This is a genomic window from Phenylobacterium sp., assembly GCF_036402295.1.
GTDB lineage: Bacteria > Pseudomonadota > Alphaproteobacteria > Caulobacterales > Caulobacteraceae > Phenylobacterium.
Genome location: NZ_DASWTE010000199.1, coordinates 1 through 12,369 on the forward strand (window position 1 = coordinate 1; position 12,369 = coordinate 12,369).

Annotated in this window: 12 protein-coding genes; 6 read left to right on the top strand and 6 right to left on the bottom strand. The window is 71.2% G+C overall.

All coding sequences use genetic code 11. The features are described from left to right. Positions 1 to 743 (top strand): hypothetical protein (locus VGD44_RS12565; protein WP_331087473.1); only part of this gene is annotated, 743 nt, incomplete at its 5' end. Here VGD44_RS12565 and VGD44_RS12570 read toward each other — a convergent pair. From VGD44_RS12570 to VGD44_RS12580, 3 genes are all read right to left on the bottom strand, one after another. After that, complete coding sequence (locus VGD44_RS12570) at positions 740 to 2,119, bottom strand: class I adenylate-forming enzyme family protein (RefSeq protein ID WP_331087475.1); 1,380 nt, start codon at positions 2,117 to 2,119, stop codon at positions 740 to 742. The two genes, VGD44_RS12565 and VGD44_RS12570, sit on opposite strands and share 4 nt — an antisense overlap. Next, positions 2,119 to 3,504: a fatty acid--CoA ligase family protein gene (locus VGD44_RS12575; protein WP_331087477.1), complete on the bottom strand. Its 1,386-nt coding sequence runs from the start codon at positions 3,502 to 3,504 to the stop codon at positions 2,119 to 2,121. Before VGD44_RS12575 ends, VGD44_RS12570 begins: the two co-directional genes overlap by 1 nt. Before the next feature lie 81 nt (positions 3,505 to 3,585). Then, positions 3,586 to 5,046: an MFS transporter gene (locus VGD44_RS12580; RefSeq protein WP_331087479.1), complete on the bottom strand. Its 1,461-nt coding sequence runs from the start codon at positions 5,044 to 5,046 to the stop codon at positions 3,586 to 3,588. 111 nt (positions 5,047 to 5,157) lie between these two features. Here VGD44_RS12580 and VGD44_RS12585 point away from each other — a divergent pair, with 111 nt between their 5' ends. Both VGD44_RS12585 and VGD44_RS12590 read left to right on the top strand, forming a co-directional pair. After that, a complete protein-coding gene (locus tag VGD44_RS12585) occupies positions 5,158 to 5,778 on the top strand; it encodes a glutathione S-transferase family protein (RefSeq protein ID WP_331087482.1) in 621 nt (206 codons plus the stop codon). Then, on the top strand, positions 5,778 to 6,314 hold the full coding sequence (locus VGD44_RS12590) for a DUF1697 domain-containing protein (protein WP_331087484.1): 537 nt from the start codon (positions 5,778 to 5,780) through the stop codon (positions 6,312 to 6,314). Before VGD44_RS12585 ends, VGD44_RS12590 begins: the two co-directional genes overlap by 1 nt. A 55-nt stretch (positions 6,315 to 6,369) precedes the next feature. Here the strand turns inward: VGD44_RS12590 and VGD44_RS12595 are convergent, their stop codons facing one another. Both VGD44_RS12595 and VGD44_RS12600 read right to left on the bottom strand, forming a co-directional pair. Beyond that, positions 6,370 to 7,050: a response regulator transcription factor gene (locus VGD44_RS12595; protein WP_331087486.1), complete on the bottom strand. Its 681-nt coding sequence runs from the start codon at positions 7,048 to 7,050 to the stop codon at positions 6,370 to 6,372. Then, complete coding sequence (locus tag VGD44_RS12600) at positions 7,047 to 8,585, bottom strand: sensor histidine kinase (protein WP_331087488.1); 1,539 nt, start codon at positions 8,583 to 8,585, stop codon at positions 7,047 to 7,049. The genes VGD44_RS12595 and VGD44_RS12600 overlap by 4 nt, the downstream gene beginning before the upstream one ends. A 154-nt stretch (positions 8,586 to 8,739) precedes the next feature. Between VGD44_RS12600 and VGD44_RS12605 the strand changes: the two genes are divergently transcribed. Together VGD44_RS12605 and VGD44_RS12610 are read left to right on the top strand one after the other, a co-directional pair. Further along, a complete protein-coding gene (locus VGD44_RS12605) occupies positions 8,740 to 10,671 on the top strand; it encodes a potassium transporter Kup (RefSeq protein ID WP_331087490.1) in 1,932 nt (643 codons plus the stop codon). 187 nt (positions 10,672 to 10,858) lie between these two features. Beyond that, the gene (locus VGD44_RS12610) at positions 10,859 to 11,281 is read left to right on the top strand and encodes a VOC family protein (RefSeq protein WP_331087492.1); all 423 of its coding nucleotides are present in this window, start codon (positions 10,859 to 10,861) and stop codon (positions 11,279 to 11,281) included. Between the two features lie 12 nt (positions 11,282 to 11,293). On the opposite strand, the gene VGD44_RS12615 is transcribed toward VGD44_RS12610, so the two are convergent. Next, on the bottom strand, positions 11,294 to 11,944 hold the full coding sequence (locus VGD44_RS12615) for a glutathione S-transferase family protein (RefSeq protein WP_331087494.1): 651 nt from the start codon (positions 11,942 to 11,944) through the stop codon (positions 11,294 to 11,296). A 234-nt stretch (positions 11,945 to 12,178) separates the two neighbouring features. Here VGD44_RS12615 and VGD44_RS12620 point away from each other — a divergent pair. After that, a partial coding sequence (locus VGD44_RS12620; protein ID WP_331087496.1) for a hypothetical protein occupies positions 12,179 to 12,369 on the top strand: 191 nt, incomplete at its 3' end.

Sequence of the window (12,369 nt, forward strand, 5' to 3'; positions counted from 1 at the left end):
GGGAGGGGGCCGTGCGGCCGGGGACGCCGCCGCCGGTGTACGGGCCTGAGGTGGAGGACGCGATCGTCGCGCGGGTGGCGGCGGGGGAGAGCCTGTATGCGGTGTGCCTGGACCCGGCGATGCCCTCGCAGCAGACGGTGGGGAAGTGGCTGAAGGGGCGGGGTCGGCCGGGGTTCGCGGCGCGGTTGGAAGAGGCGCGGCAGGCGTCGGGGCGGACGTTCCGGGCGGCGGCGTCGCCGTTCTGCGAGGCGACGTTCGACGCGATCTTCGAGCGGCTGTGCCTGGGCGAGGGGCTGGTGGCGATCTGCCGGGATCCGGCGATGCCGGCGGCCTCGACGGTGTACCGCTGGATGCAGGCGCGCGGGGAGCTGCGCGACGCGGTGGCGCTGGCGCGCGAGATCCACGCCGACCGGGTGGGGGAGCTGGCGTTCGAGGAGGCGATGGCGGAGGGGCGGGCGCTGCCGGCGGGGGTGCTGGACGCGCGGCTGCGGCACCTGCGCTGGTATGCGGGCAAGCTCGCGCCGCTGAAGTACGGGACGCACAAGGCGCAGGCGCCGCCGGAGCCGCCAGAGGAGCCGACGGAGACGCTGGTGACCTGTCGCTCGTTCTGGCTGGAGACGCGCGAGGACGGCTGGCGCCGCGTGCGCGGGAGCCATCCCGACCCGCAGACCGGGCGGCCGGTGGACGAGCCGCCGGGCGAGTGGTCGCCGCCGCCCGCGGGGTGGACGCCGTGGCGGCGTTAGGTCTGGAGGGCGGCCAGGAGGAGGTCGCGGAGCTTGCTGCGTTCGACCTTGCCCATGGCGTTCCTGGGGATCTCGTCGATCCAGGCGAGGCCGGGGGCGGGGAGGTCGGGGCGGCGGGCGAGGTGGGCGGCCAGGCCGTCGCGGTCGAAGCCAGGCGCGGCGACGACGGCCAGCCAGCAGCGGTCGAAGCCGTCGGCGGCGTCTGGGACGGCGAAGGCGGCGCAGTCGAGGACCCCTTCGCAGGCGAAGGCGGCGGCCTCGACCTGCTGGGGCATGACCTTGGCGCCGCCGATGAGGTTGAGGCGGTCGTCGGCGCGGCCCTCGAGGACCAGGCGGCCGTCGGGCAGCCGGCGGCCGAGGTCGCGGGTGTGGAACCAGCCGTCCCGGAAGCGCTCGGCGGTGGCGGCGGGGTCGCCGAGGTAGCCCAGCGTCATGCGCTCTGAGGCGATGCGGATCTCGCCCGTCTCGCCCTCGGGGACGGTGCGGCCGTGGTCGTCGACCAGCTCGACGCGCGCGCCGGCCGGCGTGATGCCGACCTGGCCGGGGTGGTCCTCGAGGCCCATGGCATGGCCCACGGCGATGAGGCTGCACTCGGTGGAGCCGTAGATGATGCGCACGTCGGGGGTGAGCCGCGCCATCGCCTCGCGCGCCAGGGGCAGCGGCAGCAGCGCGCCGGCGACGCAGAGGCGCCACTGCGGCTGGGCGCGGAAGCCGGCGGGCAGGATGTCGATGAGCGCGCGGAGCTGGCGCGGCGTGAGGCCGACGACGCCGGGCGGCAGGGTCTCGAGACCTGCGGGCAGGTCGGACAGGGTGAAGCCGGCGGCGACGGCGCCGCCGCTGCTCCAGGCGCAGACGGCCTGGCCGAAGCCCAGGAGGGTGTCGACGCCGGTGATGGGGATGTAGGTTCCGGTCCTGCCGGCGCCGTAGGTGCGCAGGGTGGCGAAGTTGCCGATCTCGATGCGCCGCCAGCTCATGCCGACGCGCTTGGGGACCGCGGTGGTGCCGGAACTGAGCATGACGCGGCCGATGGCGTCGGGCTCGAGCTCGAGGGCGGGCAGCGGGCGGGGCGGGGCGGCCAGCACGCTGGGGCCGATGACGCGGTCGGTGAGCCTGAGGTCGGCGCCGGGGTCGGCGGCGGTGGCCGAGGCGACGCCCAGGCGGGCGAGGGCGCAGAGGGCGGCGAGGCGCAGGTAGGGCGACTCGAGCGCGATGGCGACGACGCCGGTGGCGGGGCCTATGCCGAGGTCGGCGAGGCGGCCGCCCAGCCGGTTGATGTCGGCGTCGAAGCGGGCGTAGCTGATAGGGCCGGAGGGCAGGACCACGGCGGGCGCGCGCGGCGTCCAGTGGGCCTTGTCGCGGATGAAGCCGTCGAACATCAGGCGGGCCTTGTCGCCGCGAGGACGGCGTCGCGCAGGACGGTGCGCTCCACCCGGCCCATGGCGTCGCGCGGGATCGCCTCGATCCAGGCGAAGCGGCGGGGCGGCAGATCGGGGCAGGCGGCGAGGTGGTTGGCGAGGCGGTCGCGGTCGAAGCCGGCTTGCGCGGCGACGGCCAGCCAGCAGCGGTCGAGCCCGTCGGCGTCGGGGACGGCGAAGGCGGCGCAGTCGACGACGCCGGGGCAGGCGAGCGCGGCGGCCTCCAGCACGCCCGGCATGAACTTCGCGCCGTCGAGGATCATGCGCTCATCGAGGCGGCCTTCCAGCACGAGGCGGCCGTCGGGCAGGCGGCGGCCGACGTCGCGGGTGAGGAACCAGCCGTCCTGGAAGCGCTCGGCGGTGGCGCCGGGATCGCCGAGGTAGCCCGGGATGACCCGCTCGCCGCGGATGCGGATCTCGCCGGACTGGCCGTCGGGGAGCGGGCGGCCGTCCTCGCCCACGATGGCGACGACGGCGCCGGAAGGGGTGATGCCCACCTGGCCGGGGGCGTCGTCGAGGCCGGCCGCGTAACCCAGCGCGCCGTCGCCCCCTTCGGTGGAGCCGTAGAGGGTGCGGACGTCGGGGGTGATCCTGAGGCGCGCCTCGCGGGCGAGGCCGGCCGGCAGGGCCGCGCCGCCCACCACCAGCCGCCAGCCGGGCCGGGGCTCGAAACCGTCGGGCAGCGCGGCCAGCAGGCGCTGCAGGTGCATGGGGGTCATGGCGACCACGCCGGGGGGCAGGGCCTCGAGCCAGGGCGGCAGCGCCGCGGGCGCGAAGGTCTCGGTGACCGGCGCGCCGACCGCCCAGGCGCACATGGCCATGGTCAGGCCCGTCATGGCGTCGAGGCCGACGAGCGGGACGTGGGCGCCGGTCTGGCCGGCGCAGTAGCCGCGCAGCGACAGGTGGGCGCCGTGCTCGAGCCGCCGCCAGGTGTAGCCGACGCGCTTCGGCGGTCCGGTGGCGCCAGACGAGAGCATGACGCGGCCCAGGGCGAGCGGGTCGAGGCTCAAGGTCGGCAGCGGGCGGGGCTCGGCGGCGGCCATGGCCTGGCGCCAGGCGGGCCCCAGGACGTCGTCGGTGAGCCTGAGGTCGGCGGCCGGGTCGGCGGCAGGGGACGAGGCGACGCCCAGGCGGGCGAGGGCGGCGATCAGGAGGAGCTGCAGCCCGGCGTCGGCGACGTCCACCGCCACCACGCCGCCGACGGGCAAGCCCAGGGCGGCGAGGGCTGCGCCGCAGCGGTCGACGTCGGCGTCGAACTCGGCGTAGCTCCACGTCCGCTGCGCGGTCAGCACCGCCGGCGCGCGCGGGGTCCAGCGGGCGTGGTCGCGGATGTAGCCGTCGAACATGCGGCCGTTGCTAGCCCGCGGGGCGGGGCGGCGGAAGCCCCCTCACCCGCTACGCGGGAGCTCCCCAACGGGGGAGCAAGCCTAGCTGACGTTGTCCTCGCGGATGGTCTTGCGGGCGATCCAGAAGCAGGCGAAGGCGATCAGGCCGAACAGGGCCGAGGTGATCAGGGCGTAGCGGACGCCCTCGCCGACCGCGCTGGCGCAGGTGGCCTTGGCGGCGCCGGCGGCGGTCTTGCAGGCCTCCACCGAGAGGCCGGCGTTGGTGAGCATCACGTTGGCCGAGAAGTCGGACAGCGCCCCCACCGCCAGCGGGCCCAGGCCCAGACCGATCAGGTTGATGATGAAGAGCAGGATCGCCGCGGCGGTGGCGCGCATGTGCGGCGGCACCACGGACTGGCCGGTGCCGTAGACCGGGCCGTACCAGAGGGTGCCCAGGAAGGCGTTGATCGCCAGGAAGCAGAAGGCGAGCGGCGCCGAGCCGACGGTCACGGCCAGGATATAGATCGGGATGGTGAGCAGGCTGGCGATGGCGGGGGTCACCATGTAGGCGCGCAGGTCGTTCTTGCCGAACCTGTCGGCGATCATCCCGCCGGCCAGGGCGCCAAGCGTTCCGGCCGTGCCGCTCATGATGCCCAGCGCCAGGCCCACGAAGCCGCGCGACTGCAGGTCGAAGCCGAAGATTCCACCGAAGAGGGCGGCGAGCTCGGCCACCTCCTCGGTGTGGTTGCGGAAGAAGAACGAGGCGGTGAACGGCGCGTGGCCGTAGCCGATGAAGGCCTTGATGGCGGCGGCGAAGGCGATGAACCAGAAGGTCTTCTTCGTGCCCAGGTAGCGCAGGGTCTCGCCGAAGGTGGCGCTGGCGGCCTGGACCTGGGCGGCGTGGCGGGCGATGCGGGCGCGGGGCTCCTTCAGGGTGAAGACGGCCAGGGCGGCGAAGAGCAGGCCCGGAACGCCGGCCACCAGGAAGGCGGCGCGCCAGCCGTAGGCGTCGGCCACCAGCCCGCCCATGATCAGGCCGATCAGGCTGCCGATGGGCGTGCCCATCGAATAGAAGGCGAGCGCCGAGGCGCGCTTCTCCTTGGGCACATAGTCGACGATCAGCGAGTGGGCGGGCGGCGTGCAGCCGGCCTCGCCGACGCCGACGCCGATCCGGTAGAGGATGAGCTGCCAGAAGTTGCCCGCCGTGGCGCAGAGCGCGGTGAAGCCGCTCCAGACCGCCACCGACGAGCCGATGATCACCGCTCGGTTCTTGCGCTCGGCCAGGCGGGCGATGGGGATGCCCAGGACCGTGTAGAAGATCGCAAAGGCCAGGCCGCCCAGGAGACCCATCTGGGTGTCGGTGAGCTTCAGCTCGAGCTTGATGTCCTCGATCAGGATGTTCAGCACCTGGCGGTCGAGGAAGTTGATGATGTAGATGCCGAGCAGCAGCCACATGACGTAGCTGGTGTAACCCTTGGAGAAGGGCGGCGCCTGGGAGCCGGCGGCGGAAGTCGCACCTGGGGCGGCCGCTGTCGCGACGCCGGGATCGACGGCTTCGGTCATCTTGGGCGGGTTCCTCAGCAGCTGTGTTCTTGTAATTGGCTTCGACTAGATGGCGCCCGGCCCCGGGCCGCAATAGTTCAAGTGTTTCAGTTCCGCAGCATGGAGTCGGCGATGCAATTGGTGATCGGCACGAAGCGGTGGTCGACGTGGTCGATGCGGCCCTGGCTGGCGCTGAAGCGGGCCGGCCTGCCCTTCGAGGAGGTGCTCGTCGAGCTTCGCCAGGAGAACAACATGAGCGAGGCGGCGATCCGGCAACATTCGCCGTCGGGCCTGGTGCCGTGCCTGAAGGACGGCGACCTGACGATCGTGGATTCGCTGGCGATCTGCGAATACGCGGCCGAGAAGGCGCCCATGCTGTGGCCGAAGGATTCGGCGGCCCGCGCGCTGGCGCGGGCGGCGGCGGCCGAGATGCACTCGGGATTCGCTTCGCTGCGCGGCGAGTGCCCGATGGCGTTGGAGGCCGAGCCGAAACCGGTGGAGCTGTCGCCGGCGACGCAGGCCAACGTGCGCCGGATCGTGACGCTGTGGAGCGAGATGCTCGGCCGGTTCGGCGGGCCGTTCCTGGCCGGCGACTGGTCGGTCGCCGACGCCTTCTACACGCCGGTGGCGACGCGGTTCCGGACGTACGGGGTGAAGCTGTCGGACTACGGCGACGACGGCCGCTGCGGCGAATACAACGCCCGCCTGCTGGAGCAGCCGGAGTTCCTCGAGTGGGAAGCGGCGTCTAAATAATGAAGCGCTATGCGGCGCTGATGCGGGCGGTGAACGTGGGCGGCAAGGGATCGCTGCCGATGGGCGAGGTGCGCGAGATGCTCGCGCAGGCGGGGTTCGACGACCCGCAGACCCTGCTGGCCAGCGGCAACGCCATCGTGGGCTCGGACCTGCAGCCGGCGGAGATCGAGCGGCGGTTCGAAGCCGGGATCGAGCAGCGGTTCGGCTTCAGGACCGACGTGCTGGTGCGCGACGCCGAGCAGCTGAAGACGGTGATGGCGCAGAACCCGTTTCCGGACTTCGCGAAGGAACGCCCCTCGACCTTCATCGCCTACTTCCTGCGCGGGGAGGTGGACGGCGATCTGGCCGACCTCAAGCCCTTCTGCGGGTTCGGCGAGGAGATCGCGGTGGGACCGGGGTGCCTCTACCTCTGCTACCCGGAAGGCTCGGGGACCTCGAAGCTGTCGGGGGCCACGATCGAGCGGAAGCTCAGGGTGCGCGGGACGGGGCGCAACTGGAACACGGTTGGGAAGCTGGTGGGGAAGCTGGAGGGGTAGGGGCTGCTTTGCGCCAGGAGGACCACGCCGGACGCCCGACGTTCGACGCCTCCCCTCAGTCGATGACCAGACGGTAGCCGACCCTTGGCACCGATTCGAACAGGGTCTCGCCCAGCTTGTGGCGGAGGTAGCCGACATAGACGCGCAGGTACTGCACGTCCGCCTTCTCGCTACCCCAGACCGCGCGGAGCAGCTGTCCGTGGGACACGGCGCGACCGCCGTTCAGGGCCAACTCGCAAAGCACGTCGTATTCCTTGGGCGTGAGCTTCACGGGCTCCCCGCGCCGCTTGACGGTCCGCAGGCCGAGATCGATCTCCACGTCCCCAACCCGCACGGCCGGCGTCGAGCCCCGCACCTGCACCCCGTGGCGCAGTCCCGCCCGCACGCGGGCCAGGAGCTCCTCCACCCCGAACGGCTTGGCGACGTAGTCGTCGGCGCCGAGGTCCAGCGCCTCCACCTTGGCCGCCTCGGCGTTGCGCGCCGAGAGCACCACGATGGGCGTCGGGCTGCGCTGACGGATCTCTCGGATCACCGAGAGGCCGTCCCGGTCGGGCAGGCCCAGGTCGAGCAGAACCAGGTCGGGCGCATAGTGCGCGAACCAGCGGAGTCCCTCCGCGGCTGAGCCGGCCGAGACCGGCCGGTAGCCGGCCGCCTTCAGGGTCGCGGCCAGCGCCGCACTCAAGGATCGATCATCCTCCACCACCAGGACGGTCGCCGGATCAGCCGCTTCAGTCATGCCTCCACCAGCCCGGAGGCGAGCGGCGCGACGAGGCGTACGATGGCGCCGGGGCCGTCCGTGCGGTTCGCCGCGCCGATGCGGCCGCCCTGAGCTTCGAGGAAGCCGCGCGCGATGGTCAGGCCCAGGCCCGTCCCAGGCGGGCGTCCGTCGCCCGTCACGCCACGCGTGAATCTCTCGAACAGGGGCTCGATGGGCCCTGGGAAGCCGGGGCCCTCGTCGAGGACCTCGATCCAGCCAGTACGCCGGTTCTCGCCGGCGCGGATGTGGATGGTCGAACCCGGCGGCGAGTACTTGGCTGCGTTCTCGAGGACGTTGACGAGCGCCGTCTCGAACAGCGAGCCGTCGACCATCAGGGCTCCGCGGTCGTCGCCAACCTCGTTGACCACCTTGCGGTCCGAAAGCGCAAAGGTGGCGCGCTCGATCGCGCGGGCGACCAGTTCCCCGGGCGCCGCCGCGGCCGTGCGCACCGGCAGGGCTCCGGCCTCCAGCCGGTTCATGTCGAGGAGGTTGGCGACCATGCCGCTGAGCCGTGAGGCCTCGGCCTCCGCGGAGGTCAGCAGCTCCGAGCGGGTGCGCGCGTCGTGGGCGTCGCCGAACGTCCGCAGGCTTTGCAGGGTTACCAGGATGGTGGAAAGCGGCGTCTTCAGGTCGTGGGAAACGGCGGCCAGCAGGTCGCTCTTCAGTCGCTCGCTCGCCACGGCGACCTGGCTTTGGACGGCCGCGCGCGCATTCGCTTCCCGATCGAGCGCGACCGCCAGGTAGCCGGCGACCGTATCGGCGAAGCGCTCGGGATTCTCGGGCCGGCCTTGATCCCGCTCGGAAATCTGCACGCCGATCACCGCCCTCTGGCGTCGCGGCGTCTGAATCGGCCAGAAATCATAGGCGCAGCTGTCGTTCGGATAGGCGCCCCCGCGGGTCGGGAGCCGCGCCGCGAGGACCCATGCCGCGGCCTCCTCGTCGGCGGCCGTCACCCTCGCCCCGCCGGCGCGGGCGGTCAGGCGCAGGTCATCCCCGTCCGCCACAAAGACGACCGCGGGCGCTTCGAAGACCCGCGCGAGGGTTTCGGCGCAGGCGCGCGCGATCGCCTTGGAGTCGCGCGCCGCGACCAGGGAGCGCGCCATCGCCTGCAAGGCCGAGCTCTGGGCCACCGCCTCCCACGCCTGCAGCGCGCGGCGGCGGGACTGCGCGGCCACGGCGCTGACCGCCGCCGCGGTGATCAGCAGGAGCGCCAGGGCCCAGACGTTGGCCGGATCGGCGACGCGGAAGGTATAGCGCGGCTCGATCAGCAAGAAGTTGTAGGCCACGACGCCGGCGACCGCGGCGGCTAGCGCCGGCCCCCATCCGTAGCGAATGGCCGTCACGACGACGGGAAGGACGAAGATCAGCGAGACGTTCGGGATGGCGATCTGCCGGTCCACCGCCACCGCGAGCAGGCTTGCGACGCCCACGAAGGCGATCGACAGGCCATAGGGCGCCCACGGCCCGCTCCGCTGTGGCCGCTCGGCGAGGGAGGTGGCTTCGGCGAGGCTCATGGTGCGGTTCACCTGGGAAGACGCCAGGAAAGGAAGGCGCTTGAGTGTCTGAGCGCAAGAGCGGAAGGGCCGGGCCGGCCCACAACCACATAGGATTCTTATGTCATTCCGGGACAGAAGCACCGCCGGCCACTGAGCGGGAGTCCGGTCACCCATGCCTATCACCGAAGCGGATGCGCCCCCGGCCTCTCCGCCGCACAGGGACTCGTTCTGGGCCCTGACCCTGGGATCCGTGGGCGTGGTTTTCGGCGACATCGGGACCAGCCCGCTCTACGCGATGCGCGAGGCGCTCGCGCACACCAAGGGCGGCGCCACCGAGATGGCGGTGCTCGGGGTTGTGTCATTGGTATTCTGGGCCCTGATCCTGGTCGTGACCGTCAAGTACGTCACCTTCATCATGCGCGCCGACAACAAGGGCGAAGGCGGCACGCTCGCGCTCATGGCGCTGGCCCAGCGCGCCATGGGGACGCATTTCGCGCAGCACGCCAGCTTCATCCGGCGCTCGCGGTTCGTCTTCATCCTCGGCATCTGCGGGGCCGCGCTGTTCTACGGCGACGGCCTGATCACCCCGGCCATCTCGGTGCTCTCGGCCGCCGAGGGCCTGAAGGACGCGCCCGGCATCGGGCACATCTTCGAGCCCTATGTCCTGCCGATCGCCGCCGTGATCCTCATCGCGTTGTTCATGGTCCAGTCGCGGGGCACGGCCAGCGTGGGTCGCTATTTCGGTCCGATCACGGTGGTCTGGTTCGCGGTCCTGGCCGGCCTGGGCGTCTACTACATCGTCCAGGAGCCTTCGATCCTGCTGGGCCTGAGCCCCTATTATGGCGTCCACCTGTTGATCAACAACGGCCTCGTCGGCTTCGCGATCATGGGCAGCGTCTTCCTGGTGGTGACCGGCGCCGAGGCCCTCTACGCGGATATCGGCCACTTCGGGAAGGCGCCGATCCGCACGGCCTGGCTCTGCGTGGCCTTCCCCTGCCTCATGCTGAACTACCTGGGCCAGGGCGCGCTGGTGCTGCTCCATCCGGAGACCCAGGCCAACCCCTTCTACCTGATGATCCCCGAGGTCATTTACTGGCCGGTCCTCCTGCTGACGATCATGGCCACGGTGATCGCTTCACAGGCCGTGATCACAGGCGCGTATTCGGTGACGCAGTCGGCCGTGCAGCTCGGTCTCCTGCCGAGGATCGACATCCGTCGCACCAGCGAGACGGTCGCGGGCCAGATCTACGTGCCCCAAGTCAACACGATGCTGCTGGTCGGCGTGCTGGCGCTGCTCGTGATCTTCCGCAACTCCTCCAACCTGGCCGCGGCCTACGGCATCGCCGTGACCGGCACGATGGTCATCACCATGCTGCTCGCCTACGTCGTGGCGCGGCACCACTGGAAGTGGCGGCGCTCGACCACGCTGCTGTTCGTCGTCCCGCTGATCGCCATCGATCTGTTCTTCCTGGGCGCGAACGTCCTGAGGATTCCGCAAGGCGGCTGGTTCCCGCTCGCCTTCGGCGCCGCCATCATGCTGATCATGTGGACCTGGACGCGCGGCGCGCAGATCCTCACGGACAAGGCCCGCCGCGACAGCCTTCCGCTGGCCGAATTGGCCGACATCCTGAAGTCGCGTGGCCCGCATCGCGCGGCTGGCACGGCCTTCTTCCTCACCTCGGACCCCGAGACCGCACCGGTCGCCCTGATGCACAACATCAAGCACAACAAGGTGTTGCACGAGAAGAACATCATCCTGACGGTGCAGACCGCCGAGACGCCCCGGGTGAAGGAGGATGAGCGGGTGCGGATCGAGCCCGTGAGCGACGACTTCAAGAAGGTGATCGTCTCCTACGGCTTCATGGAGAGTCCGAATCTGCCGAAGGCGCTGGGGCTGTGCCGCAAGTTGGGTCTGAAGTTCGACATCATGGCCACCAGCTTCTTCCTAGGCCGCCGCTCGGTGGTGGCGTCCGCCCAGTCCGGCATGCCGCTCTGGCAGGACAAGCTGTTCATCTTCCTGATGAAGAACGCGGCCAACCCGACCGACTTCTACAAGATCCCGCCGGGCCGCGTGGTCGAGATGGGCGCGCAGGTCACGGTGTAGCTGGTCTGCCTGTCCCGGAGCCGACCTTTCCAACGTCCCTGAGAGCCCGGGGCGGCACGCCGGGGCCAAGCCGACGTGGCTTGTGTCTCAAGGGGACGGGACAACCTGTCCCCGAGTTCCAATAGACCCCGTCGGCCAGCACCCGTCACGTCTTGTCGAGCCCCGCCGCGTCGCCCATGTGGCGACGATGGGCGAGGTTTCGGAATTCGATCGGGAGACGACGCGGACGGGTCTGCGGGCGGAGTTGTTCGTCGCCGACGTCGCCCGCTCCATCGCGTTCTACCGTGACGTCCTGGGCTTCGAGGTCCTGCGCCAGGCGCCGGGCGGCTACAACTCGGTCGGGCGTGAGGGCGCGGTGCTGGGGCTCAGCGACGTGGCCCGGCTGCCGGAAGATCACCCGGCTCGGCCCGATCCTGGTGACGCGCTGGGGCGGGGTGTGGAGCTGGTTGTCATGGTCGGCGACGTTGCTTCACTTCATGCGCGCGCTCGCGACAGCGGCGAGGGGAGCGTGTCGACCCTGGTGAGACAGCCCTGGGGGCTGACCGACTTCCGGGTCGTGGACCCCGACGGCTACTACATCCGGATCACCGGGCTTTCGTCCGCCGACTGAGCCCGGCCGCTTTCAGCCGCTCGATGCGGCGGTGAAGACCGCCAGCTGGTCGGCGAAGGCGCGCTGGTAGGCGGGCCGCGCCTGGCCGCGGGCGACATAGGCGGAGAGGCTCGGATAGGCCTCCAGCACACCGGCCCCCTCCAGTCGGCGCAGCACCGTCACCATCATCAGGTCGCCGGCGCTGAAGGCGCCGTCGAGCCACTCGGCGTCGCCGAGGCGGCGGGAAAGTTCGTCCAGCCGTGTGCGCACGCGATCCTCGAGCATCGGCTGGCGGGCCGCGTACCAGGGCTTGTCGCGTTCCAGGATCGTGGCCATCCCGTACTCGACGATCGGCGGCTCCACCGTGCTCAGCGCGGCGAACATCCAGGTGATCGCGCGGGCCCGGGCGTTCGCATCGTCCGGCAGCAGGCCGGCGTGACGCTGGGCGATGTGGAGCACGATGGCGCCCGACTCGAAGAGGGCGAGGTCGCCGTCCTCATAGGTGGGGATCTGCCCGAACGGATGCAGCGCCAGGTGCGCGGGCTCCTTCATCTCGCCGAACGAGAGCAGGCGGACCTCGTAGGGCTGGCCGACTTCTTCCAGCGCCCAGCGAACCCGCATGTCGCGCGCCAGTCCCCGGCCGCGGTCGGGCGAGGTCTTGAAGGCGGTGATGGTGGGGCTCATCGGGAGGTCTCTCCGGGCTCTTCGTATTCCGAGGACGAATGACCCGCCGGCCTCACGACACGCACGCGGATATTTCGCGCGGCGCGCGCGCCACAGTCGTCCTAATTCTCCGCAACAACCTGGTGAAGATGGAACCGGATCGCGCGGCCACCGCTTGGTTCGGGTCAGCCGGCCGTGGGGGCCGGGCTTGGGAGTACCTCTGTGAGAGCGATATTTGCGTGCATGGCCGCGGCCATGTCGATTGCCGCGGCCTCGCCGGCCGCCGCCGCCACCAGCTTCGATATCATCGACTCGGGCGACCTGAACCTGAACGGGTCGGAAGGCTTCGGGGCCACGATCACCGACGACCTCGGCGCGTTCGTGCACGAGTTCGAGTTCACGCTCGACGCCACGAACCTGACGAACACCACCGTCGGGACGATCAT